Source organism: Paraburkholderia dipogonis (assembly GCF_046027395.1).
GTDB classification, from domain to species: domain Bacteria; phylum Pseudomonadota; class Gammaproteobacteria; order Burkholderiales; family Burkholderiaceae; genus Paraburkholderia; species Paraburkholderia dipogonis_A.
This window is the reverse complement of the sequence record NZ_JAQQEG010000010.1, coordinates 58512-84059: the sequence shown is the minus strand read 5'-3', so window position 1 is coordinate 84059 and position 25548 is coordinate 58512. Positions and strand designations below refer to the sequence as shown.

Here is a 25548-nt window from a genome sequence, read left to right as displayed (position 1 = left end):
ATGCAGCAGCGGACACGCTCAATCGTTGAAGCCCTTGCCTTCGTCCGCCAGCTTCTGCAGCAGCGGCGCGACCTGCCATGCTTCTCCGCGATAACCCTTCGCGCAACGCTGGATCGCCTGCGCGACGTTGTAGAGGCCGAACTGATCCGCATACAGCATCGGGCCGCCGCGGAACTGCGGAAAGCCGTAGCCGCTCAGATAGACCATGTCGATGTCCGATGCCTTCGACGCGATGCCTTCCTCGAGAATCAGTGCGCCTTCGTTGACGAGTGCGAACACCAGCCGCTCGACGATTTCTGCATCGGAAATCTTGCGGCGCGCGATCCCCAGATCCTTCGAGTGACGCACGATCATTTCGTTGACCTGCGGACTCGGATACGCCTTGCGATCGCCCGGCTCGTAGTCGTACCATCCTGCGCCGGCCTTCTGGCCAAAGCGCCCCGCCTCGCACAGCAGGTCGCCGGTCTTCGAGTAGGTGAACTCGGGCTGCTCGATGGCGCGCCGTTTGCGGATCGCCCAGCCGATATCGTTGCCCGCCATGTCGATCATGCGGAACGGGCCCATGGCGAAACCGAATGTCTCGATCGCGCGGTCAACCTGTTCGGGCAACGCGCCTTCGTCCAGCAGGAAGCCCGCCTGGCGGCTGTACTGCTCGAGCATGCGGTTGCCGATGAAACCGTCGCACACGCCGGCCACAACGGCGACCTTTTTGATCTTCTTACCGAGCTGCATGACGGTGGCAAGCACATCCTTGCCGGTTTTCTCGCCGCGGACCACTTCGAGAAGCTTCATCACGTTGGCCGGGCTGAAGAAGTGCATGCCGACCACGTCCTGAGGACGCGTCGTGAACGAGGCGATTGTGTTCACGTCCAGCGTCGAGGTGTTCGAAGCGAGGATCGCCCCCTGTTTCATGACCCCGTCGAGTTTCCTGAAGACCGCTTCCTTCACACCCATTTCCTCGAACACCGCTTCGATGACGAGATCGGCGTCGCCGATGTCGTCATAGGAGAGCGTCGTGCGCAGCAGGTTCATGCGCTGCTCGACGTCGTCCTGGGTGAGCTTGCCCTTTTTCGCGCTGCTCTCGTAGTTGCGGCGGATCGTCGCCACGCCGCGCTCCAGCGCATCGGACTTCATTTCCAGCATCGTCACGGGGATGCCCGCGTTCAGGAAGTTCATGCTGATGCCGCCACCCATGGTGCCCGCGCCGATCACGGCCACCTTCGCGATCTTGCGGGTGGGCGTGTCGCCCGGCACATCGGGAATCTTGCTCGCGGCGCGCCCGGCGAGGAACGCATGACGCAAGGCCCGCGATTCAGGCGTAGAGAGCAGATACAGGAAGCCATCGCGCTCGTCTTTCATGCCCTGTTCGAACGGCTTGAGGGAAGCCGCGACCGCGTCGACGCATTTGAGCGGTGCCGGGAAATGCTGCGATGTCGCCGCGAGCGTGCTGCGCGCGAATCCGAGGTAGCCTTCAGCGTTCTTGTGCTGCACCTTCAGGTTTCGTACCTGCGGATGCTGGCCCGGCGCGGCGGCGACGTTCCGAGCGAACTTCACTGCAGCGGGTAGCACGTCGTCACTGGCGACGTGGTCGAATAGCTTCGTATCGGCAAACTTCTCGGACGGGATCGCATTGCCTGACGTGATCATGTTCAAAGCCGCCTCGAGGCCGATCACGCGCGGCAAGCGCTGCGTCCCGCCGGCGCCTGGCAGCAGGCCAAGATTGACTTCCGGCAGGGCGATCTGCGCGCCCTTTGCCGTCACGCGGTAGTGGCAGCCTAGCGCCAGCTCGAGGCCGCCGCCCATCGCCACCGCATGAATTGCAGCCACCACCGGCTTTGGCGAAGCCTCAATCGTATCGATGACCGTTTGCAGGCTCGGCTCCTGCATCGCCTTTGGTGTACCGAATTCGCGGATATCCGCGCCGCCCGAGAATGCCTTGCCGGCACCGGTGATCACAATCGCCTTGACGGTCGCATCGTCCAGCGCTCGAGTCATCCCTTCGACGATGCCCACCCGGGTGCTGTGGCCCAGTCCGTTGACAGGAGGATTGTCGAGCGTGATGACGGCAATGCCGTCATGGGACTGATACTGCGCTGTCATGCTGGTTCCTTTGATGTCTTGAGTTTCTCCCGGGATCGGGAGGGTCGACTTCATCCGTTTTGTCATGCGAAGCCGTTCGGCGCGGCGGCGAAAGCTGCGGCGTGTGTCGCACGTGAGATCCGGGCACATGATAGGCGGGCGTCAGACGCAATTTCCCCCTCCCTTTCTAGGGGGCGCCGGCGAACTGCCGTTCAGTTCGCCAGACGCGGACATGCGTCCCACCGATGCCCGGTTTCCCGGCGACCCGCCGCGCAATCCGCCCACCAGGCCGCGTTCGCAGCCGCCCCCCTCCAAAGGGAAGGCGGCGCCACACCCGACACGCCCTATCCTGCGTGTGCAGGCGCGTTGCCGCGTTGCAACCCGAAGCGCTCGCTGAGCTCGACATTCCCGACATGCAACCAGGCAGGACAACGCAATGAAGCAGTTTCAGAACAGGGTTGCCGTGATTACCGGCGCTGCATCGGGCTTCGGCAAGGCATTCGCCGAGGCCGGCGCGGCCCTGGGCATGAAGCTCGTGCTGGCCGACATCCAGGAAGACGCACTGCACGCCACCGTGAAAACACGCCGTGACCAGGGTGCGGCCGTGATCGGCGTGCGTACTGATGTGTCGAGTGCCGATCAGGTACAGGCGCTCGCCGACGCCGCGATCGACGCGTTCGGCGAGGTCAATCTGTTGTTCAACAACGCTGGCGTGGGCGCGGGCGGCCTCGTGTGGGAGAACACCGAAAAAGATTGGGACTGGGTGCTGGGCGTGAATTTGAAGAGCGTCATTCATGGTGTGCGGATATTCACGCCCTTGATGCTCGCCGCCGCGCGCGATCCGGCCTATGAAGGCCATATCGTCAATACCGCATCGATGGCCGGTCTCGTCAACGGACCGTCGATGGGCGTGTACAACGTCTCCAAGCATGCGGTGGTTGCCCTCACCGAGACGCTTTATCACGACCTCGGCCTCGTGACCGATCAGGTGCACTGTTCGGCGTTGTGTCCGTACTTCGTGCCGACCGCATTCAGCCAGTCGCGCCGCAATCGTCCCGCCGAGCTTGCCAACGCTGAAACGCCGACGCGCTCGCAGCTTGTCGCACAGGCGATGTCCGAGAAGTCGGTCAGCTCGGCAAAGATCAGCGTGGAAGAAATCGCCCAGATAACGTTCGACGCCGTCCGGATGCGGGACTTCTATATCTACTCGGATCTCAATGTAATGGCGCTCGTGGAGGAGCGCTTCAAACGCATGATCGGACAGTGCAACCCCGGCGACCCGTTCGCCGGCCATCCGCAAGTGCGCGAAAAGCTGGTCAAAGCATTGCGCGGCTAGCGCACGCGTCATTGCTGTCCACGGATATCCGATATGAACCCGACCGCTGTCGCGCGAAAGCTTCTTCATACCCGCCATGTCGCCTGTCATGCGTATCAGCGCAGCGACGGGCTGATTGACATCGAAGCAGAGTTGAGAGACATCACGCCAGACGGAACAGATCTTTTCTTCAAGATCCTGCCCGCCGGCATGCCGATTCACGACATGCGCATCCTCATGACGGTGAACCAGAAGCTGGTCGTCCAGGCCGTCACCGCGCAGATGCGCGCAACCCCGACGCCTTACTGCCCGAAGATCGAGTCCGCCTATGCAGCGCTCGCCGGTCTGCAAATCGGTGCGGGCTGGCGAACGCAGGTCAAGGCTCGCGTCGGCGGCATGCACGGTTGCACGCATCTGACCGAACTGATACTCGGAACAATGGCGACGACCGCCGTGCAGGCGAGCTTGGCTATCGAGCGCGCGTCGCCCGACTGGCCCGCAAGCCTTAAAAAAGACGTGACGATCATCAATAGCTGTCACAGCTATCGGAGCGATGGCGAGGCGGCAAAAATACTCTGGTCCGAGCAGCGGCGCGAGCAGGATTCCAGCGGTCCGGTGGTCTGAATGTGGAACGCGCAAACCAATCGAACCAGCTGGCGTGTGCTGACCGAGCAATCGCGCCCGGCATTACTCGCGCATTTTCTCGCCCTCAACGACGAAGACCGTCGACTCCGTTTCAATCAGCCGACGCGCGACTGGACGATCAAACATTACGTGGATGGCATCGACTTCGAGCGCGACACGGTGTTCGGCGTCTACGACAGTCCGCTGACGCTGGACGGCGTGGGGCATTTCGTGACGCTGCGCGATAACGATCGTCCTCGCGCCGCCGAGTTCGGGCTATCCGTATCGCAAGATGCGCGCGGGCGCGGCATCGGCAGCGCACTGCTCGAACACGCGATTACTCACGCTCGCAGGATGCAGTTCCACACGCTGTGGATGTATTTTCAGTCGGACAACGACGCGATGATGCGTATCGCGAGAAAGGCCGGCATGACGATCCAGGGCGCGTACGGCGAGGCCGATGCATGGCTCGCGCTGCCATCGGCGGATGACCCCATTGCCGTTCTGGACAACCATTGCATCAAACCACGAGGGGACTTGTATGGCGTCTCACTTCAATGCACCAGAGAAATGGCTCCAGGCATGCTTCAAGTTGGCACTCGACTGGACGCAGGTGCTGACCGGCCCGCGAGCAACCCAGGATAGCGAGGCATCGAACGCGGTCGCGGCGCCGCTGGCGCTTGCCAGTGCACACTATTGGAATCAACAGATGGCGCTTTGGCGCACTCTGATGTCGCCGCACGCGAGCGGCAATGGCGTCGCGCCCCCCGTGACGGCGCCCGAGCCGAACGACCGCCGCTTCCAGGGCGAGGATTGGACCGGCAACGCCTGGTACAGTGCGCTCGTGCAGGCTTACCTGCTCAATTCACGCCTGCTCGCCGAGATGGTCGAAGCCGCGGAACTCGACGACAAGGTCAAGCACAAACTGCGCTTTTTTTCCCGCCAGTTCATCGATTCGATGAGCCCCGCAAACTTCGCCGCGACCAATCCCGAGGCGATGCGGCTTGCGCTGCAATCGGACGGCGAGAGCTTGCGTGCCGGCATGTCGAACCTGCTGCACGACCTGGCACGCGGCCAGATTGCGATCACCGACGAGACGGCATTCGAGGTAGGCCGCAACGTCGCGCTCTCCGAGGGTGCGGTCGTGTTCGAGTGCGACCTCATGCAATTGATCCAGTACGCGCCGCTCACCGCTCAGGTCGCCGCGCGGCCGCTCGTCGTCGTGCCGCCTTGCGTGAACAAGTTCTACATTCTCGACCTTCAGCCGAAAAATTCCTTCGTGCGCTACGCGTGCGAGCAGGGCTACACCGTCTTCGTGATTTCATGGCGCAACCCAGGCGAGGACATGCAGCATACGACCTGGGACGATTACCTCGAACACGCCGTGATGAAGGCGATCGAGATAGCGCAGGCGATCAGCGGCGCGGACAAGGTCAACACGCTCGGCTGGTGCGTCGGCGGCTCGATGCTCTCCTCGGCACTGGCGATCCTGCGCGCGCGCGGCGACGAAACGGTAGCGAGCATGACCTTGCTCACGACCCTGCTCGATTTCGACGAACCGGGTGACCTGGGCGCGTTCATCGACGAGGAAAGTGTCAGGCAAAGCGAACTGACGATCGGCCAGGGTGGCATCCATTCCGGCAAGTCGTTGGCGTTCGTATTCCAGATGTTGCGCGCGAACGATCTGCTGTGGCCCTATGTCGCCAACAACTATCTGAAGGGACAAACGCCCGACGCGTTCGACCTGTTGTACTGGAATGCCGACGCCACCAATCTGCCGGGGCCGATGGTTGCGTGGCTGCTGCGTAACACGTACCTGGAGAACAACCTGCGCGTGCCGGGCAAGCTCGTGATGTGCGGCCAGCCGGTGAACCTCGGCGCGATCGATGTCCCGAGCTATGTTCTCGCGGCCCAAGGCGACCATATCGTCCCATGGCGGTCCGCATGGCGAACCGTACACCTGCTTGGCGGCAAGCCGCAGTTCGTGCTGGCCGCGAGCGGCCACATCGCCGGGGTCATCAACCCTCCGTCCGTGAACAAGCGCCATTACTGGACTGGTGGCAACCAGGCCGACAACGCGGACGAGTGGCTCGCGCTTGCGAAACAGAAGCCAGGAAGCTGGTGGACACACTGGAGCCAATGGCTGCGCCGGCACGCCGCCGAGAAGGTTCCGGCTCGCACGCGATTGGGCGATGACGCCTATCAGCCGATCGAGCCGGCGCCTGGCCGCTATGTAAGCGCGCGCTGCGGATAGCCATGCCGCGGCGGCATGGCTTGCACTATTCCGCTTGATCGGTTTGGCACTCGCCCGTTGTGCTCGTCCCGCCGGTCAACAACGCATGCACCATGCGTGCGATCAAATAGGGCGTATCGGAATCGACGAGGTATTCAGGTCTTTCAAGCACCATCGCCCGCGGCAGCGCAAGCAGCGTCTGGAAGACCAGAAACTCGGCCTGCGCCCAATCCCGGACGCGAATCTCGCTGGCGAAACGCGCCATCAGCGCCGGGGTCGCGACCGCGTGCCAAAGTTGTTTCGTCTTGACCAGATCGAGCCGCACGAGTTCGTCATAGTGGGTCGAACGCACGCTGTACGCCGGGTCGATCAACATTTTCTTGTGATGAACGGCAAGGCCGATTTTCAACGTAAGGAGAATTCCGTCGAACAAGGTCGCGTTGACAGGCAGCGCCGCGATGCCCGCCAGCAACGCTTCGCGTCGCTCGACACGGTAATCGTCGAAGACCGCGGTAATCAGCGCTTCCATGGTCGGGAAATACTCGTAGATCGAGCTAATGGCCACGCCCGCATTTTCCGCGAGGCGCAACGCGGTCAACGCGTCGCGCCCTTCCGTCTCGAGAATTTGCCTGCCAGTTTGCTTCAGCGCGGCGACAAGGGCGATCGAGCGCGCCTGGCGCGGCGCTTTGCGCGGCTGAGCAGGTATCCCGACACGCAGGACCCGATCGCCGCTGGCCGCTCCTTGCACATCGCGGGTCGAATTAGCCATGGCAATCCTTCTCTCTCGTTCGGCGTGCGCCTGCGCCGGCAGGTGATTCCGCGGGGCGCAAGGACAGTTCGGAAATGCCAACTATAGCGACGTGCACAGCCACCGCCTCCCCTCATTCGTAGGGGGGCGGGTTACCACGCGTTGACAGGAACGGTCGCTCACGGGCCGTCCGCAGGCACCGGTCAGAAACGCAGAATCGCCCGGCAAACGCGCCTCCAGCCCAAAATTTCTCCTTTTATTTCAAGGCCTTGTCCGCCGCCACCAGGCGACCGAATCCGGAACGAGACACGGCCGTCGGCTCCCTATACTGATCTTGCGGTCTGCGTTGGGCCGAGCGAGCGTGAATGCTCGCCGCACGCCGGCGTCGGCGCCGGTCCCTTACCCAAGATTTACTCAAGAGTAGCGAGTCAGACGATGTCCTCTGCAGAAGTCTCCATCGAACAAAAAACCCAGTTGTTGCTGAACGACCCGGCGGCTCTCGCCAATCATTCATACGAAACATGGGGTCACCTGCCGCGTGCCGAGGTCGACGCCATGCAGCTGATCGGCCTGAAAAAGCGCTTTGCCGCGTTTCGCGACCGCATTCCGACACTCAAGAAGCTCGCCGATGCCGAAGGCGTGCACACGGTCGAGCAACTTGACGACGTGGTGCCGCTGCTGTTCGAGCACACCATCTACAAGTCCTATCCGCCTTCGCTGCTCGAAAGGCACAACTTCACGCAAATCAACAGGTGGTTGAGCAAACTGGTCACCCCTGAGGTGGCCGAGCAGATACTCGCGGCCGACGTCAGCGCGTGCCGCGGGCTCGACGACTGGTTCGCGGCAATGGACGCAGCGGTGCCGCAACTGGTGCTCAGCCACACGTCAGGCACGTCGGGCACGGTGTCGTTTCTGCCGCATAGTGCCCGCGAGTACGAAAAAGCTTTCGAGGCACGCAGGCTGTTCATCTGGAACATGACGGGGCCGCACACGCCTCAACCGGAGTTGCACACCGCCTTTCCGTACTACCGTTCCGGCTATTTGAGCCACTTGCGCGGCAACGACTTCATGATCAAGGTGTTGCTGCCGGACGAAACGCATTTCCGGGCCGCCTACCCCGCGCGGCTGAGCAGCGACGTGCTGCATCTCGGCGCGAAAATCCGAGCTGCGCACGCGCGCGGCACGCTCGATCGACTGGAAATCAGTGCTGAACTGGCCGCCAAGAAGAAAGCCTTCGACCGGCTCCAGGCCGACATGCCGAAGCATCTCGAAGCATTTTTCGAACGCATCGCACATGAACTCAAGGGCAAGCGCGCGTTTATCTACGCGACCTGGAATCTGCTGCACAACATGGCGAAGGCGGGCCTCGCGCGCGGTCTCGAAGGCGTGTTCGCCGCTGATTCGTACATCACCACCGCCGGCGGCGCGAAAGGCATGGTGCAACCCGAAGGCTGGGTGGAGGACATCCTGCGTTTCACGGGCGCGAAGAAGCTGAACCAGTCATATGCGATGTCCGAAGTACTCGGTTCGCACATGCTGTGCGAGCACGGCCATTACCACCTGAATCCGACCGTCATTCCCTACCTGCTCGATCCCGAGACGAGCAAGCCGCTGCCGCGCACTGGCCGCGTGACAGGGCGCGCGGCTTTTTACGATCTGAGCACCGAAACGCGCTGGGGCGGCTTCATTTCCGGCGACGAAATCACCATCGAATGGGACGAGCGCTGCCCGTGCGGCAGACCGAGCCGCTACATCGTCGGTCCGATCCAGCGCTACAGCGAAAAGAACGGCGGTGACGACAAGATCACCTGCGCGGCCAGCGAAAACGCGCATCGCGAAGCGATGGATTTCCTCAATACTCTCGAAGGCTGATGTCATGCAAAAACCTATCGCGCCGATGATCATTCGCGGCCAGATCATCACCGATAACCTGATCGAAGTCGGCGGCCGCGGCGGCGATCTCGCATTTCTCACGCCGGACGCCCACCATTACATCGACGCGCTGCCGCTCGGCAATCCGGCGAAGCTGGCCGACCTGTACAAGCTCAGCTTCGACGACATTCTCGACTACGCTGCCGCGCTCGGCGAGCACCTCGATCTCGCGACCAATCGCCACCTTCAGGAAGCGTGCGAGCTGTCGTATCTGACGGCGCCGACCACGCCGACGCTCGTCAAGTCGAGCTACCTCGGCCTGCGTCACATGCTCTCGCGCGAGGCGATCATCGAAGCCGTGGACAGCACGGTCGGCATCAAGTATCTGGAAGGATGGGTCAAGCAGCGCCTGATCGACGGCACCGACCTCGAAGTGCGCTGCTTCGGCGCGCGTACTCTGCACATCGTGGCCGGCAATGCCACGGGGCTGTCGTTGCTGACCATCGTGCGCAACATGGTGCTGCGCAGCGACGCCATCATCAAGGCGCCGTCGAACGACCCCTTCACGGCCCTCGCCATCGCCCGCACGATGATCGAGATGGCACCGGATCACCCGCTCACGAAACACCTGAGCGTCGCCTACTGGAAAGGCGGCGACGCGGCGTTCGAAAAGCGCCTGTATCAGCCACAGAATCTGGAAAAGATCGTCGCGTGGGGCGGCTTCGCGTCGATGAAGCACGTGAGCCAGTACATCCAGCCCGGCCTCGAACTGATCTCGCTCGACCCCAAACGCAGCGCGAGCATCATCGGCAAGAACACTTTCGCGAGCGAGGCCACCATGCGCGAAGCCGCGCTGCGCCTCGCCACGGATATCGGCGCGCTGAACCAGAAAGGCTGCGTGTGTGCGCGTCTGGCCTATGTGCAAAGCGGCACCGACGAGGCGGGCCTGCAGCAGCTCAACGCCTTCGGCCGCTACGTGTACGACGCCCTGATGCAATTGCCGAACAGCGTCAGCACGTCTGCGAAACGTTACGACCAGGGTCTCAAGGCACACGTCGATGCACTACGCCTCGACGACGAGTGGTATCGGGTAATCGGTGGCAAGGATGGGGAAGGTGCGATCATCGTCTCGCAGATTCCCGAACCGGTGTCGTTCGCCACGTTGCTCGACGATCGGACGGCCAACCTCGTGCCGGTCGACTCCCTCGATGAAGTGATGGACGCGGTGGACGCCTACACCCAGACGGTCGGCATCTATCCGGAACGCCTCAAGGACGAACTGAAAGATCGCCTGCCGTTGTATGGCGCCCAACGGATCGTGTCGCTCGGTTACGCGGCGGCGATGAAATGGGCCGCGCCTCAGGACGCGATCGAGCCGCTGCGCCGTATGGGCAAGTGGATTTCGAACCAGACCAACTCACCCGACGCCACCCCGGGCCCGTGGCAGCGCCCGCCCATCGACTGACCGGTTTTCTATCCCCAAGGCCCGGCGCCCGCTCGGGCCAATCCATTCCCTTTTTCTTCTGAACCACATCAAATCATGACCACCTGTCACGGATTCGGCGCCCTCGATGCCCACGCACACCTCACCCCGATGAGCTTCGAGCGCCGCGCATTGCGCGCCGACGATGTCTCGATCGACATCGCCTACTGCGGCGTATGTCACTCGGACGCCCACCAGGTCGACAACGACTGGAACAATACCGTTTTCCCCTGCGTGCCCGGGCACGAGATCGTCGGGCAGGTCTCTGCCGTCGGCAGCGACGTGACGAAATTCAAGGTCGGCGACCGGGTCGCCGTCGGCTGTCTCGTCGACAGTTGCCAGCACTGCGCACCCTGCGAGGAAGGCGAAGAACAACTGTGTACCGAAGGACCCACGCCGACCTACAACGGCCGTGATCGGATCACCGGCGAGACCACTTACGGCGGCTACGCCCAGCACATCATCGTGCGCGACCGGTTCGTGCTGCGCGTGCCCGCCGCACTCGACCCACGCTTCGCCGCACCGCTTCTGTGTGCCGGCATCACGGTATGGACGCCGATGCGCAAGTATGGCGTCGGCGCGCAATCGAAGGTGGCGGTCGTAGGCCTGGGCGGCCTGGGTCACATGGCGGTGAAGCTCGCAGCGGCACTGGGCGCCGAAGTGACCGTGATCACGAGCTCACCGGGCAAGGTCGACGACGCTCGCGCGCTCGGCGCGAACCACGTGTTGCTGTCGAGTGATCCGAAGGCGATGCAGGCAGCGGTCAACTCATTCGATTTCATCCTCGACACGATCCCGATGCGGCACCACGTCAACCCGTATCTGATGCTCCTTGGACGCAACGGCAAGCTGGTGGTGGTCGGCGCAATCGACCTTCTGGAGCCCGTGCACGGCGCTTTGCTGATGCGCAACAATCGCTCGCTGACCGGTTCGCTGATCGGCGGAATCCAGGCTACCCAGGAACTGCTGGACTTCTGCGCGGAACACAAGGTTCTGCCCGACTGCGAGATGATCGACATCAGCGAGATCAACACGGCGTTTCAGCGCATGCGTGCCAATGATGTGAAGTATCGCTTCGTGATCGACATGGCATCGCTCGAGAACGCCGGCGGCGATTGAGTTTCGCCGCGGCGCGGGGGCCTGCGCGAGTTTCGCAGGTCCGCCGTATCGTTACCGTCGCGAGCGTTCTCGCGACGCAACTCAGCGCAGACCCGTCAGTTGACGTCGACCAGCACGCGGCCGCGCACTTTACCCGCCAGCAGGTCTGCCGCGGCACTGGGCACTTCGGTCAGCCGTACCGTTTTCGCCGTGATCGCGTCGAGCACGGACACTGGCAAATCCGTCACGATACGCTGCCACGCTGCGATCCGATTCTTCAACGGAAGCATGACCGAATCGACGCCGATCAAGTTCACGCAACGCAGGATGAACGGCATCACGGTGGTCGGCAAATCGGCGCCGCCCGCCAAACCGCATGCGGCCACCACACCGCCGTAGTTCATCTCGGCCAGCACGCGTGCCAGCACTTTCGAGCCAACGGTGTCGATCGCGGCGGCCCAGCGCTGGCCCTCGAGCGCGCGCGGCGATTCGGCCCATTGCGGACCGTCCACGATCTCGCTGGCGCCGAGGCCCCTCACATAATCATGTTTCTCCGGATTGTGCGTCAGCGCGGACACGGTATAGCCGAGGTGCTTAAGGATCGCTACAGCGATGCTCCCCACCCCGCCGGTCGCGCCAGTGACGAGCACGGGACCGCTTTGTGGCGTGACCCCCGCCGATTCGAGCGCGCTCACGCACAACATGGCCGTCAAGCCCGCCGTGCCGACCATCATCGCCTCACGCGTGCCGAGGCCGTCTGGCAAGGGCACAAGCCAGTCGCCCCGCACCCGTTGATACTGGCTATAGCCGCCCCAGTGCTTTTCGCCGACACCCCATCCCGTCAACACCACTTTCTGGCCCGCGGTGAGCTGGGGATTCGTGGTCTCGACAACGGTCCCCGCGAAGTCGATACCGGGTACCAGCGGCCATGCCTTGACGACCTTGCCGGTGCCCGTGACGGCAAGCGCGTCCTTGTAGTTGATGGTCGAATAGTCGATTTTGACGAGCGTGTCCTCAGCGGGTAGCGCATCGAACGACAAGGTTTCGACCGCCGCCCTCGTCTTCCTGTCTTCCTCGCGCAGCATCAGCGCGTTAAAAGTCTGTTCAACCATTCCGTTCACCTTTAAATGATCCGTCGCGGGAGATTGTGCGCCATCTGCGCCCACACGGCAGTAGTGCCCGCGTCTAGGGTGTGCCCGCCACGCCGTCGAAGACACGTCCAGGATTGAGCACGCCTTTCGGATCCAGCGCTTGCTTGAGCAGGCGCATCACATTCACTTCGGCTGGTGTGCGCGACACACCCAGCCACGGCTTCTTTTCGATCCCGATGCCGTGTTCGGCCGACACGGAGCCGTGCAACGCCTGCAACGGTGAGTAGACCAAGGTGTCGAGTTCGACGCGGCGTTGCGGGTCCAGGTCCGGCACATGCACCGCGAGATGCACGTTGCCATCGCCGAGATGCCCGAAGGCCCACAACCCGGCGCCGGACCAACGCTGCGCGATCTCTGCACGGACGGTTTCGACGTAGTGTCCCGTGTCGGCGAGCCGCAGCGAGATGTCATACGCGACGAGCGGGCCGAAGCGGCGCAGCTGCGCGACATCGTCGCGCAGTCCCCACAGGGCCGCGCATTCGCGCTCGTTCTTCGCGAGTGTCGCATCGACCACGACACCCGCTTCCAGCGCCGCACCGAGCGCATCGTCGAAGCGATCGTCCTGGCTATCGTCATCGACACTCGCCTCCACCAGCACATAGAACGGATGGTCCTGCGGCAATGGCGGCCGCGCGAGCGCGGGCGGCGTGGTCACCACATGGTAGAAGTCCTGCCACATCACTTCGAACGCCGAGAGCCGGCCGTCCATCGCATGATCCAGCTGGCGCAGCAGCGTGCAGACCGCTGCGAAATCGGGCATCGCCACGAGCGCCATGCGTCGCCCGGCAGGCGGCTCGCTAAGACGCAGCACGACCCGCGTCACGATGCCGAGCGTGCCTTCGGAGCCGATGAAGAGGTGTTTCAGATCGTAGCCGGAGTTGTTCTTGAGGAGCTCGTTCATCGAGTCCAGCACGGTGCCGTCCGCCAGTACGACTTCGAGACCGCGCAGGTTCTCGCGCATCATCCCGTAGCGAATCACGCGGTTGCCGCCCGCATTGGTGGCCACCATGCCGCCCAGCGTCGCGCTGCCGCGCGCACCGAGGTCGACCGGCAACAACAGCCCCGCCGCCGCGGCTGCATCCTGCGCTTGCGCGAGTATCACACCCGCCTCGGCGATCAGCACGCGCTGCGTCGTATCGACCGGCTCGATGCGCTGCATGCGCTCCAGCGACAGAATCACTTCATGCGCTTGCGCATCGGCGCCGTGCACGAGGCCCGTCAGCCCGCCTTGCGGTATGACGGGTACCCCCGCCGCGTGGCAGACGGCCAGCACGGCGCTGACTTCGGCGGTGCTGGCGGGACGCACGAGCACCCGCGCTTGTATCCCCTGCCGGCTGGCCACGCCGGCCGGGCGCGCACGCACATCGTCTTCCAGCAAAAGGCCAGCCGGACAGACGATTTCGCGCAGCGCCTCGATCAGTGGTGTCAGCGCGGCGCCGGCGTCAGCGCGTTGCTGTGTGTTACCTGACGTTGTCATGGTTGAATGCCCTCTCGTCAGATCATCAGTTCGATCAGGAACGGGCCCTTGCGCCCATTCGCCATCGCGAAGAGTTCGGCGAAGCGCGCGAGTGTATCGGCGCGCGCGGCCTCCACGCCCATGCCGTTGGCGATCTTGACCCAATCCATATCGGGGCGGCCGATGTCGAGCATGTCCAGCGCGGTTTTGCCCGGCGTCGCGCCGACGCTTGCCAGCTCACCGAGCAGAATCGCGTATTTGCGGTTCGACAGCAGCACCACGGTCACATCGAGACCTTCGCGGGCCATGCTCCAGAGCGCCTGCGGCGTGTACATCGCCGAGCCGTCGGCCTGCAACGCAACGACGCGCCGGCCAGGCGCCGCGACCGCCGCGCCGAGCGCGAGCGGCAGACCATCGCCGATCGCGCCACCGGTCACCTGCAGCCAGTCATGCGGCGCCGCGTGTGCGGTGCCCGGGTAGAACGCATGACCGAAGGTGACACTCTCGTCGACCACGATCGCTTGCTCGGGAAGCTGTGCACACAGAATCTGCGCCACCGACTGCGAGGTGATCGGTCCGTCAGGAATCTCGTGCGCAGCGGCCTGGGCGTCAGGTGCGTCGATGCGCGGCGCGTTCAGTTGCGCCGCGAGCTGCGCCAGCGCATCGGCGAGGTCCTGCTCTGCCCGGGCCAGCACGTGGACCACCGCGTCTTCGGGATACGGGCGCGACGACTTGCCTGGGTACGCGAAAAACGTCGCCGGCGCGGGTGTGCCGACGAGGATCAGATGGCGGATGCCAGCGGTCCTGGCCCGTGCAGGGTCGCCGTAATACGGCAGCCGCTCGATCGGAAAGCGCCCACGGCCGCGCGCCACGCGCGCATTGGCGGTCGTGCACATCAGGCGAGCGCCGGTGGCGGCGGCAATGCCATGCGCGTCGGCCAGCGCGGCTTCGTCGAGCGCGCGGCCCGCGAGCAGCAGCATGGTCGGCTCGCCGGAGCGCAGCACACGCGCGATTTGCTGCACGATATCCGGCGTGACCTTCGGCACAGGGAGCGGGGCCAGTGGCGCAGCCACCTGGCCGCCCTCGTTCCAGCAGACATCGGACGGCAGGATCAGGCTCGCCACCCCGCCCGGTTCTGCACACGCGGCCTGCACCGCGGCGGCCGCAGCGGCGCCGACCGAAGCGGCCTCGGTGGCCGTGCGCGTCCACACCGAGACCGGACGCGCCCAGCCCTCCGTATCGGAGGTAAGGGGGGCATCAAAGGGCCGATGATAAGTCGCCTGGTCGCCGACGATGTTGACCACGGGCGTCTGCGCGCGGCGCGCGTTGTGCAGGTTGGCGAGGCCGTTGGCCAGACCGGGCCCGCAATGCAACAGCGTGGCGGCGGGCTTGCCCGCGATGCGCGCATAGCCATCGGCCGCGCCGGTCACCACGCCCTCGAACAGGCCGAGCACACAGCGCATGCCGGGAATCTGGTCGAGTGCCGCCACGAAATGCATCTCGCTCGTGCCGGGGTTCGCAAAGCAGGTGTCGACGCCACACGCGAGCAACGTTCTCACGAGGCTCTCAGCGCCGCTCATCTGCGCCATCGTGCCGGCCGGCCGGGTTTCGAGCAAACGTGTGGTGTCCTCAAGGTGTTTTTCTACAGTCGACATCGACGATCTCGCATAGGGAAGGGGTGAAACGCACGCCGTCAAGCAGCGGCGGTCTCAGTGACGAAGCGGTTGACGTGCGCGGCTACGGTTTCAGGCACCTCTACCGGAACGAAGTGGCCAACCCCGGGCAATTCTGCATATTGCGCCTGCGGCGCCAGAGCATGCAGCGCTCTCCCCATGGCAATGTTGGCGATGGGGTCCGCATCGCCCCACAGGAACTGAACTCGCGCGCCCTCCGCCTGGACTGCACCGACCCAGCGGTCCGCGTGCAAATACCGTTCGCGCACGTAACTGTAGACATTGGGTATGCGAAGGTTGCCGTCCTTGTGGGCAAGGAGTTCGGTCATGATCAGTGCGTCCTCTGCACTGACGGCCTCGGGTTTGCCCATACACTTCTTCAGGCGCTCAGCGTATCCAGGCACCATGTCGGCCACCATCCGCTTCCCTTCGTCAAGGGTGGCGGGATTCTCAAGCACCTTCTGGATGTTCGTGAGTGTCGCCATCCCCTTGATGATGCTTCCATTCAGAAACGTCGAGCTGTCGATCTCGAAGGAAAGGCGCCCCTCCTGCTTGCGGGCAAGCAACTCCGTATGGACACTCGTGCCCACGTCGTGGCTCACCACGTGCACCGTCTTGACGCCGAGCTTTTTGAGCAATGCTTCGATGACATCGGCTTGCTGGAAGAGCGAGTATCCCCACGCCGCCGGTTTGTCGGAGAGTCCGTAGCCGATCTGATCGAATGCGATGCAATCGAAGTGGCCCGCAAGGCTGGAAACTGTATCTCGCCAATCAAAGCATGAAGTCGGAAAGCCGTGGATGAAGAGAATGGAAGCGCCAACGCCTCGCCGATGGACGAAGACCCGATGCTCTCCAATCTGAACAAAATCGCCCGAATTTTGCCAGGCTGTGGTTGCTGCAGAAAACGAAGATTCAGCTGTCATTTTGTCTTTCCGAGTTTGAGAACGAATTCAGTTCGTGCTGTGACGAACAGGGCGCCTGCACCCATTCGTGGCAGTTCGCGGGCGAACCCGTAAAGGGATGACGAACAGGCAACCAAGGATCATTGCCACCCCGGCCGCGCTGAACGCCAAGGTGAAATTTCCTGTATGTATTCGCACGAGTCCAAAAACGAACGGTCCGACTACGCCGCCCAGGCTGCCAAAGCCATGAATGACGCCAATCCCCACGCCGAGCACGGCTGGCGGCAACACTTCGGATGGCAGCGTCCAGAACGGCCCGAACCGACCCGCCATGGCACCTGTTGCCACAGCAAACAGACAAACCATCGCGAACGCGCTTCCTCCACTGAACTGCATCAGCAATAGCACGCAACCCGCAGTCATCGTCGCGCCAATCATGTGCCACTTGCGCTCACCCCAACGGTCAGAGCTTCTGGCAACCAGCGTCATCGAGAGCATGCTCAAGAGGGCCGGCAAGGTGGCCACCAGTCCAACGACGCCTATTGAAAGCCCCGCCTCTTTGAGAACGGTGGGATACCAGAACTGAATTCCCCACTCCCCGACAAGTGCAAGAAAGTTGTACAGCGCCAGCAAGATGACACATGGATGCCACAGGACCGACAGGAAATGGCCTTGCAGCGCAACCATGTCGCTCGTTTCCGCGTCAAGGGTTCGAATCAGTTGTTCGCGCTCCGCTTCATCCATCCAGGTCGCGTGTCGTGGGTGGTCATCAATGAGGCACCACCAGACGATGCCCCAGAGTAAGCCTGGCAATCCTTCGATGATGAACATCCAACGCCAGGTTGAGTGCGTCAGAATGAGGCCGGAAAGCGGACCCGCGATGATCGGCCCGGCGACCAGACCCAGCAGGAGAATGCCGGTGGCGCGCGCGCGCTCTGCACGAGTAAACCAGGACCGGATCAGGACCAGCACGCAAGTCAGCAAACCGCCTTCTGCGAGTCCCAGCATGAACCGGTTGATCGTCAATCCACGTTCGGTCGTGACAGACGCCGCAGCCAACGCAATGGTGCTCCAGAGCAGCATCAAGACGAAGATTGCCTTCTTGGGGCTCCGTAGACTGGCTATTCGTCCCATCGGTATCTGCAAGATGAGATAGCCCCAGAAATAAGCGCCCGCCGCCAGGCCAATGGCCTTTGGCGACAAGCCGAGATCCTGGCGCATCGAGGGAATGGCCATGCCCAGATTGCCGCGATCGATGAGCGCCAACATGTACATCACCGTAGCGACGCCAAGAATGCGAACCCATCGGTTTCGAAGCGAAAATTTGAGATTCCCAACCGGCATGATGTCTCCGTTTGATCCCGTGTTTCGGGATGCTATTTAGTGCACGACTACTGCCCGTTCCGTACGTTGTCTTGACCACGCTGATCCAGACAGCGCACGGAATTGACGCGTCACTGGCCTGGCGGAATGAAGTCTTCCGAAGCGATGTGCGCGGGCACGGGGGTGTAAGACTTTTCAGTCACCAGATTGGCCATCACCATTTCGGGACCACCCAGGCTTTCGATCAACTCACGTTGCGCAAGGTTGGCGCGCTTATCGACTTCTTCGGGGTCAACGATCGTGTGCAAGATGCGCTCGAGTTCCGAGACCACCGATGCGTAGCGCGTGTCCTCTGCAAGGTTAGTGCCCTCCTCGGGGTCGGCCTCGAGGTCGAACAGTTCTGAAGAAAACTCAACGTAGTGGATAAGCTTGAAGCGGCCTTTGCGGACCATGTAGGACGCGGACGGCGACCCGCCGGCGTGGTATTCGCTGAAGGCGACACGCTCGATGTCGTCCGGCTGGTTTGCAAGATTGAAAAGCGATTTTCCGGGTGTTCCGTCGTTTTCAAAGGGCAACCCGGCGGCATGAAGGATGGACGGATGGACGTCAACCAGCGTGGCGGGCGTGTTGCACACCTTCGCAGCGGGAACATCCGGGCCCGCGACGATGAGCGGAATGGCTGCGGCTTCCTCGTAGTGGTTGGACTTGCCCCACAGGCCGCGAGCACCGGCGTTTTCGCCATGGTCCGAGGTAAAGATGATCCGGGTGGAATCGGTGAGGCCCGCCTGTTGCAACGCTTCCAGCACGCGCCCGACCTGGGCGTCCATGAAACTGCACAGCGCCAGATAGGACGCGAAGGCCTTTTTTTGTTGCTCGACTGTCGCGCGCCCGGAGGCGACGAAGCGCTGCAGCCAGGGGTGAAGCTGGAAGCCTGATGCGGGCGCAAACTTTCCCTCAGGCATCTGGTCGATCGGGTACAGGTCCAGGAATTCCTTGGGTACGCACAATGGATAGTGCGGTGTGACGAAGCTCACGAACAGGACCCAGTTGCCGTCTTTGTCAGCGGCGCGCTTCAGCCAGTCACACGCGACGTCGGCGATCCGCCGGTCGTAGCGGGTGTATTCGCTTTCGCCTTCGGCTGCGGACATGGGGATGCCTGCCACATGGCGCGCCTCGGCCACGAAATCCGGAAATTGCTTGCGGATCGACAGATGCACCATGCCCAGGCCGTCCTTGATATGCATGGGCACATGCTGGCGGTCAAGGCCGACCGGATCGCTTTGCTTGCGATAGTGGAGCTTTCCGATGGACTCCACCGGGATCTTTGCCGCCTGGAGACGATGCCCCCAGCCCTCTACACGACCATCGTAGGCAATGGAATTGTCCCAGTACCCGATTTCATTGACGTAGCGTCCGGTGGCGAAGCTCGCGCGCGCCGGCACGCAGATGGGGGAATTCGTGTAAGCATGGGTAAAGCGGGTTCCGCGTGCCGCCAGCGCATCGAGGTTTGGCGTTTTTGCCAGGGGATGGCCTGCGCACCCAAGCATTCTGGCGTTGTGCTCGTCCGCCATCAGTACCAGTACATTGTTCGGCTTCATTTCGGCTTCGTCTCTCGTTCTGGGTTTGCTACTTAAGCCGAGTCTGTATGATTCGATTCATGGTCGCAATGCGACATCTGGCATAAAGTCATTACCATCAGGAATGCCTCAATGGAAACCCGTGACCTCGAATATGTTCTGGCCATCAACACATATGGCGGGATCGGCCGTGCCGCCACGGCCATGGGCGTCACTCAGCCCGCGTTGACCAAGGCTGTGAAGCGCATCGAAGCGCAGTTAGGCTTACGGTTGTTCGAGCGCAGCGCGCGGGGTATGAGTCCAACTTCGGCAGGGGCACTCTTCATCGATCGAGCTCGGCTTATTCATCGGGACTACGAAGATGTGCTGAAAGAAATGCGGGCGATTCAATCGGGGACGCAGGGCGTTTTGAGCCTGGGTTGTTCGCCCTCGGTCCCCGATGCGATGGTGCTGGATGCCTGTCGACAGTTGGTCATGGATCGCCCCGCGGCCCAGCTTCGTCTGCGTCGGATGCTGGCGCCTGCCCTTTTAGACCTCCTCGCGGAAGGTTCGCTCGATCTGGTCATGGCGCCAGTGCCAAAACAGCGCGCAGCAGATTTTGTGGTGCGGGAGCTTTTCAATGACAGACTCACTGTCATCGCGGACCAGGCGCACCCACTGCTGCGTAAGCGAAAGCCGAAGCTCGCTGATCTGGTGGGCCACGATTGGCTGCTGCCAGGTTCCCACGTCGCCGTGCGGCAACAAGTGGAAGCCGCGTTTCGCAATCAAGGCCTGCCACAGCCTATCTTGCGGATCGAGACAGACTTCAGCAGCCCCTCGTTCGTTCAGCTTGTTCGGGGTACGCAATTGCTGAGCGTCGCAAGTGCGGCGCCAAAGTGGGCGGCGATGGGGATTCGACCGATCAGGCTGGATGCGCAAGAGCTTGATCTGCAAAGGCGCATCGCGATCATGTCAAGAGCCGGAGCCTATTTGTCGCCCTTGGCGCAGCGGATGATTGCCATCGTGGAACAGCGTTCAAAGAAAACCTGGCCGGCCTGACGAGGCCGGTCAAATGCGTATCCGCTTGTCAAAGCACGGGCTGCGCTTGAGGGAACGTCCAGGATCCCTTCAGGACTTCGGCGCGCGGACGATAGAGTCGTACCGTATAGTTCCAGCCAGCCTCGGTGGGCAGGCAATTGGCAATCTTGCCGTCGCACGCTCCGAACTGGACCTCGACGGAATCGTCCCCGGCCTTCTTCGCCGTTACGTTATTAAGCGTATAGGCACCGTATGCGTTCGACTGGATATATCCCGATGCGTTGTACACGCTGACCGACCAGAATCCATCGACGGGCACGTCCTTGACACGTAGACGATACACCGTTGCACCGTCGTTCTTGCCCGGCGTGACGGTCAGATAGACAGCATCCTTATCCGGATTGCCGCCCCAGAGGGTTGCGGCACCGATCAGATGCCGTATCGGCGACACTTCGCCCGGCGGGCCGAACGAGTCCCTCGTGTCAGGAAGCGTCGATCCCAGCACTTTCAGCGCGTCGCGTACTCGCTTCTGACTGACGGCATCCCAATTGGGCATGTCGAAATGGCCGACACTCGCCTGTTTGACCTTGATCCCGTCCTGTAGCGCATGGACCTGTTGCAGATCCGCCGGATCTGACGGGTCCGCCAGCGTGCGCACCGTAACCAACACGTACCGCGTGCCCATCTGCTTCTTCGTCAACGTGTAGCTACCGCCGTCATAGACCACCTCTTGCGCATAGTGATCTTCGTTAATCGCAATCATCGAACGAAAGCGCTTGCCCGCGTCGGGCAGCGTGATCGTCACGGGCCCTGCATCAAGGTCGAACACCGCCGTCGAATAGATCGTGTCGCGATTGACACGTACGACAGTCTGCTTGTCAATCGGCGCCAGATCGCGGTGATGCCCGAACTGTCCGAGGCCGTTCTGCTTGACCATCGCGGTGAACATCATGTCCGACTCCGCGCGAACGAAGTTATCGGCGGTGACAGGAATTGAGAGTGCTGCCGAGCCGGCCGACTGTGCGCACACCGACGCCGTTGCGAGAGCGAGGCTAAGTGCAACGAGAGGCCGCAGTGAAAAGGACATGAAGACTCACTTTAGAAGTAGCTGTTCGACCGGTCAGCCTACTTCGTCACAAGTTGCGGCACACCTGTCCAGACGAGAGGGCGGCCGTTGCTACCGCGCGCGTAGGCATGCCCTCGATTCGTGGGCGGTTTCGGCATCAGACCAGGCATCGCACGCCAGTTGGCTGAGTGCGGACGAAATTGCCTGTCAAACGCCGGGGCCGCCCGGCTGCCAATCAGGATTCGACGCGTTGCGGCTGAGCCAGGTGTCAGCGCCGCCCCACACATCTATGGCATGGATTTTGGCGGTATATAGGGGTCAGGCGTGCCTGCAGCGGAGGTCGCTGCTCACCGGCTACCCTCCTCCTAGATCAGGCTGCGTGCAATGATCAGTTTCTGGATATGGCTCGTGCCTTCGTAGATCTTGGTCACGCGCACATCCCGGTAATAGCGCTCGACCGGGAAGTCGTTGAGATAGCCATAGCCGCCGTGGATCTGCAAGGCATCCGAGCACACCTTCTCCGCCATCTCGCTGGCGAAGAGCTTGGCCATCGAGGCTTCCTTCGCGCAGGGGATGCCGGCTTCGTATAGCCTCGCGGCATGCAGCATGAACTGGTGCGCGACTTCCACCTGGGTTGCCATGTCGGCCAGATCGAAAGCGACGCCTTGCAGCTTGATGATCGGCGCGCCGTAGGCTTCGCGCTCGCTGGCATATTTCACCGCGGCTTCCAACGCGGCGCGCGCGGTGCCGACTGCCACCGCAGCAATCCCAATGCGCCCCTCAGACAGCATGCCCATGATCTTCTTGTAGCCGGAGCCCTCTTCCCCCAGGATGTTTTCAGCCGGTACACGACAGTCTTCCAACTGGATCGCGGCAATATGAGCCGAGCGCTGCCCGAGCTTGTTTTCGACGCGCGCCACGTTATAACCGGGCTGACTGGGATCGATGATGAACATGCTCGACCCATTCTTCCCGGCGGTCTTGTCGGTCACCGCAATGGCAAAGGCTACGGCAGCTTCGCTGCCGTTCGAGATGAACTGCTTGTTGCCATTCAACACATAATGCGATCCGTCACGGCGTGCCGTGGTACGGAAGGCCGCCGTATCCGAACCGGCGTGCGGTTCGGTCAACAGACCCGCGCCGATTTTTTCACCCGAGGCCATCGCCGCCAGGTACGTGCGCTTCTGCTCTTCGCTTCCCATTTTGGCAAGCATGCCGGCCATGGTGTTGTGTACGTGAATGAGCGTCGCAAAACCGGTATCCGCTGCGGAAAACGCTTCGATGGCGAGGCAATAGTCCACAAAAGTTGCGCCGGATCCGCCGTATTCCTCTGGCACCTGCATGCCTAGAAAGCCGAGTTCAGCGACGGTTTTCAATTCGGCGCGCGGCCACGCACAGGTCCGATCGCGCTCGGCTGCCGTTGGCGCGACCACTTCCGCCGCCACCTTCCTGGCCGAATCGCGGATCATGACTTCCTGTTCGCTCAGGAATACCGCTGACGTATCGTTCATTTATCTTGCTTCCCTAATTTGATGTCGGGCCTTACACAAGGCCACGTGAAATGATCAGCTTCTGGATATGGCTTGTGCCTTCGTAGATCTTTGTCACGCGCACGTCCCGGTAGTAGCGTTCGACCGGGAAGTCGTTGACGTAGCCATAGCCGCCGTGGATCTGCAAGGCATCCGAGCACACCTTTTCCGCCATCTCGCTGGCGAAGAGCTTGGCCATCGACGCTTCCTTCGCACAGGGGATGCCGGCTTCGCACAGGCGGGCGGCGTGGATCATGAACTGACGCGCGACTTCCACCTGGGTCGCCATATCGGCGAGATCAAAGGCAACGCCCTGCAGCTTGATGATCGGTGCGCCGTAGGCTTCGCGCTCCCTGGCATATCGCACCGCGGCTTCCAATGCGGCGCGCGCGGTGCCGACAGCCACTGCGCCAATGGCAACCCGCCCCTCCGACAGCAAGCTCATGACCAATTTGTATCCGCCGCCTTCATCGCCCACGCGGTTTTCGATCGGCACACGGCAGTTCTCCAACTGGATTTGTGCGACGTGCGCCGAGCGTTGACCCAGCTTGTGCTCGATACGGGCAACGATATAGCCGGGCTCGCTGGGTTCGGCGAGGAGCAGGCTCATGCCATTCCTGCCAGCGGTTTTGTCGGTGACGGCGAGTACAAAGGCCACACCGGCTTCGCTGCCGTTCGAGATGAACTGCTTGCTGCCATTCACAACGTAATGCGATTCTTCACGGCGTGCCGTGGTACGGAAAGCCGCCGTATCCGATCCCGCGTGCGGCTCAGTGAACAATGTCGCACCGATCTTTTCGCCGGAGGCCAGCGCCGGCAGGTACCTGCGCTTCTGCTCCTCGCTTCCCACTTTGGCAAGCATGCCGGCCATGGTGTTGTGCACGTGAATGAGCGTTGCGAAGCCGGCGTCCGCAGCAGCAAACTCTTCGATGGCGAGACAATAATCCACAAAGCTGGAGCCGGAGCCGCCGTATTCCTCCGGAATGAGCATCCCCAGAAAGCCGAGTTCAGCGACGGCTTTCAATTCGTCGCGTGGCCACGCACAGGTCCGATCGCGCTCGGCTGCCGTTGGCGCGACCACTTCCGCCGCCACTTTTCTCGCCGAATCGCGGATCAAGACTTCCTGCTCACTTAGGAATGCTGCTGATGTATCGCCCATTTTTTCCTCATGAAATGTGACATTCATTTTCCGGATTGAATTGCTTCCGGAGCAATGAATCGATGATGTCGGATCATTCCTTCGCAACGGAAATCATCGGGCCTTGCACCAGTCGTTCAGCACGGCTTCGCCGTGCTCGCCGCGGCTCGGTATGCTGCCCGGCTGCGCCAGGGGGGTGCCGATGAAGCGCGGTGCCGGATTGGCCTGCAGTACGCCATCGATGCGGCTGTACACTGCGCGTGCGGCCATGTGAGGATGCTTCGCCGCCTCGTCGGGGTTCAGAACCGGTGCAAAGCAGGCATCGGTGCCTTCCAGCAACGCACACCATTCGTCACGCGTGCGAGTGGCAAACAAGGCGGCGAAACGCTCGTGCACTTGCGGCCAATGATCGGGGTCATTTTGCTTCACCTCGGCGAGTTCGTCGGCAAGGTTCAGCTTCTCCAGCAGGATGCGGTAAAAGCGCGGTTCCAACGAGCCGACCGAGACAAAGTGACCATCGGCGCAGCGATAGGTACGATACCAATGCGGACCGTCGAGGAGGCTGCGCCCACGCTCATTCACCATCTGGCCAGTCGCCCTCAGGCCCATCAGCAGATTCATCATGTTGGCGCTGCCGTCCACGATCGATGCGTCGATCACCTGCCCCTTGCCTGTTGCACGCGCGCTCATCACGCCGGCCAGCACACCGACGGCCAGATACAACGCGCCGCCGCCGATATCGCCGATCAGGCTGGGCGGCACCATCGGCGCTTCGCCCGGTTGACCGGAATACCAAAGTGCGCCCGACAGCGCCAGATAGTTGATGTCGTGGCCGGCAGCGTTCGCCAACGGTCCCTCCTGCCCCCATCCGGTCATGCGGCCGTACACCAGCCGCGGATTGCGCGCGAGGCAGACGTCGGGACCGAGTCCCAGCCGTTCCATCACGCCGGGACGCATTCCTTCTGTCAGCACATCGCAGTTTTCCACCAGACGCAGCAGCGTTTCCACGCCTTCCGGGGACTTGAGATCGAGAGCGATCGAGCGCTTGCCGCGGTTCATGATTGCGCGCTTGCCGAGATCGTTATCTTCGGCGCCTACCTGCATGCGGTCGACGAGCACAACATCGGCGCCCAGATCGGCCAGATTCATGCCGCAGAACGGGACCGGCCCGATCCCGTAAATTTCCAGGACGCGCAGTCCCGCCAGCGGGCCATTCTGATTTCGACTCATTTCCATTCTCTCGATTAAGGTCGCTTCAACGACT

20 protein-coding genes are annotated in these 25548 nt (G+C 62.3%); 8 read left to right on the top strand and 12 right to left on the bottom strand.

All coding sequences use genetic code 11. The features are described from left to right. Positions 1-18 precede the first annotated feature (18 nt). Complete coding sequence (locus PQR32_RS12270; protein ID WP_408226414.1) at positions 19-2100, bottom strand: 3-hydroxyacyl-CoA dehydrogenase NAD-binding domain-containing protein; 2082 nt, start codon at positions 2098-2100, stop codon at positions 19-21. A gap of 415 nt (positions 2101-2515) precedes the next feature. Between PQR32_RS12270 and PQR32_RS12265 the strand changes: the two genes are divergently transcribed. Genes PQR32_RS12265 through phaC form a run of 4 tightly spaced genes read left to right on the top strand, consistent with a single transcriptional unit; the run spans position 2516 to position 6272 of the window. Further along, a complete protein-coding gene (locus PQR32_RS12265) occupies positions 2516-3415 on the top strand; it encodes an SDR family oxidoreductase (protein WP_408226411.1) in 900 nt (299 codons plus the stop codon). Positions 3416-3448: 33 nt separating this feature from the next. Next, entirely contained in the window at positions 3449-4018 is a 570-nt protein-coding gene (locus PQR32_RS12260) for a DUF2889 domain-containing protein (protein ID WP_408226408.1), read from the top strand. Next, positions 4019-4663 carry a GNAT family N-acetyltransferase gene (locus PQR32_RS12255; protein WP_408226405.1) on the top strand — a complete coding sequence of 215 codons (645 nt, stop codon included), beginning with the start codon at positions 4019-4021 and terminating at the stop codon, positions 4661-4663. It begins immediately after the preceding gene. Beyond that, a complete protein-coding gene (phaC, locus tag PQR32_RS12250) occupies positions 4560-6272 on the top strand; it encodes a class I poly(R)-hydroxyalkanoic acid synthase (RefSeq protein WP_408226402.1) in 1713 nt (570 codons plus the stop codon). Before PQR32_RS12255 ends, phaC begins: the two co-directional genes overlap by 104 nt. Positions 6273-6297: 25 nt before the next feature. Here the strand turns inward: phaC and PQR32_RS12245 are convergent, their stop codons facing one another. Then, the gene (locus PQR32_RS12245; protein ID WP_408226399.1) at positions 6298-7020 is read right to left on the bottom strand and encodes a TetR/AcrR family transcriptional regulator; all 723 of its coding nucleotides are present in this window, start codon (positions 7018-7020) and stop codon (positions 6298-6300) included. A gap of 414 nt (positions 7021-7434) precedes the next feature. Between PQR32_RS12245 and PQR32_RS12240 the strand changes: the two genes are divergently transcribed. The 3 genes from PQR32_RS12240 (at position 7435) to PQR32_RS12230 (ending at position 11473) form a co-directional block, all read left to right on the top strand. Further along, positions 7435-8871, top strand: coding sequence for a phenylacetate--CoA ligase family protein (locus PQR32_RS12240; protein WP_408226396.1), 1437 nt, complete (start codon positions 7435-7437; stop codon positions 8869-8871). A gap of 4 nt (positions 8872-8875) precedes the next feature. Next, entirely contained in the window at positions 8876-10336 is a 1461-nt protein-coding gene (locus PQR32_RS12235) for an acyl-CoA reductase (protein WP_408226393.1), read from the top strand. A 75-nt stretch (positions 10337-10411) separates the two neighbouring features. Then, positions 10412-11473 carry an NAD(P)-dependent alcohol dehydrogenase gene (locus PQR32_RS12230; protein WP_408226391.1) on the top strand — a complete coding sequence of 354 codons (1062 nt, stop codon included), beginning with the start codon at positions 10412-10414 and terminating at the stop codon, positions 11471-11473. 95 nt (positions 11474-11568) lie between these two features. Here the strand turns inward: PQR32_RS12230 and PQR32_RS12225 are convergent, their stop codons facing one another. The 6 genes from PQR32_RS12225 to PQR32_RS12200 form a co-directional block, all read right to left on the bottom strand. Beyond that, positions 11569-12564: an MDR family oxidoreductase gene (locus PQR32_RS12225; RefSeq protein WP_408226389.1), complete on the bottom strand. Its 996-nt coding sequence runs from the start codon at positions 12562-12564 to the stop codon at positions 11569-11571. Positions 12565-12637: 73 nt separating this feature from the next. Then, positions 12638-14080, bottom strand: a complete 1443-nt coding sequence (locus tag PQR32_RS12220; protein WP_408226386.1) for an FAD-binding oxidoreductase — start codon at positions 14078-14080, stop codon at positions 12638-12640. Between the two features lie 17 nt (positions 14081-14097). Beyond that, positions 14098-15639: an acetolactate synthase large subunit gene (locus tag PQR32_RS12215; RefSeq protein WP_408226726.1), complete on the bottom strand. Its 1542-nt coding sequence runs from the start codon at positions 15637-15639 to the stop codon at positions 14098-14100. A 113-nt stretch (positions 15640-15752) separates the two neighbouring features. Further along, on the bottom strand, positions 15753-16655 hold the full coding sequence (locus PQR32_RS12210; protein WP_408226383.1) for an alpha/beta fold hydrolase: 903 nt from the start codon (positions 16653-16655) through the stop codon (positions 15753-15755). Between the two features lie 27 nt (positions 16656-16682). Beyond that, positions 16683-17903: an MFS transporter gene (locus PQR32_RS12205; RefSeq protein WP_408226380.1), complete on the bottom strand. Its 1221-nt coding sequence runs from the start codon at positions 17901-17903 to the stop codon at positions 16683-16685. A 185-nt stretch (positions 17904-18088) separates the two neighbouring features. Beyond that, the gene (locus PQR32_RS12200; RefSeq protein ID WP_408226377.1) at positions 18089-19555 is read right to left on the bottom strand and encodes a sulfatase family protein; all 1467 of its coding nucleotides are present in this window, start codon (positions 19553-19555) and stop codon (positions 18089-18091) included. Positions 19556-19666: 111 nt separating this feature from the next. Between PQR32_RS12200 and PQR32_RS12195 the strand changes: the two genes are divergently transcribed. Next, positions 19667-20572, top strand: coding sequence for a LysR family transcriptional regulator (locus tag PQR32_RS12195; protein WP_408226374.1), 906 nt, complete (start codon positions 19667-19669; stop codon positions 20570-20572). A gap of 28 nt (positions 20573-20600) precedes the next feature. Here PQR32_RS12195 and PQR32_RS12190 read toward each other — a convergent pair whose 3' ends face one another. From PQR32_RS12190 to PQR32_RS12175, 4 genes are all read right to left on the bottom strand, one after another. Beyond that, the gene (locus PQR32_RS12190; protein ID WP_408226371.1) at positions 20601-21503 is read right to left on the bottom strand and encodes a DUF1254 domain-containing protein; all 903 of its coding nucleotides are present in this window, start codon (positions 21501-21503) and stop codon (positions 20601-20603) included. Between the two features lie 479 nt (positions 21504-21982). Then, a complete protein-coding gene (locus tag PQR32_RS12185) occupies positions 21983-23128 on the bottom strand; it encodes an acyl-CoA dehydrogenase family protein (protein ID WP_408226368.1) in 1146 nt (381 codons plus the stop codon). Positions 23129-23159: 31 nt separating this feature from the next. Then, positions 23160-24305, bottom strand: coding sequence for an acyl-CoA dehydrogenase family protein (locus tag PQR32_RS12180; RefSeq protein WP_408226366.1), 1146 nt, complete (start codon positions 24303-24305; stop codon positions 23160-23162). Between the two features lie 93 nt (positions 24306-24398). Further along, positions 24399-25514 (bottom strand): CaiB/BaiF CoA transferase family protein, encoded by a 1116-nt coding sequence (locus PQR32_RS12175; RefSeq protein ID WP_408226363.1) that lies wholly within the window; start codon positions 25512-25514, stop codon positions 24399-24401. Positions 25515-25548 lie beyond the last annotated feature (34 nt).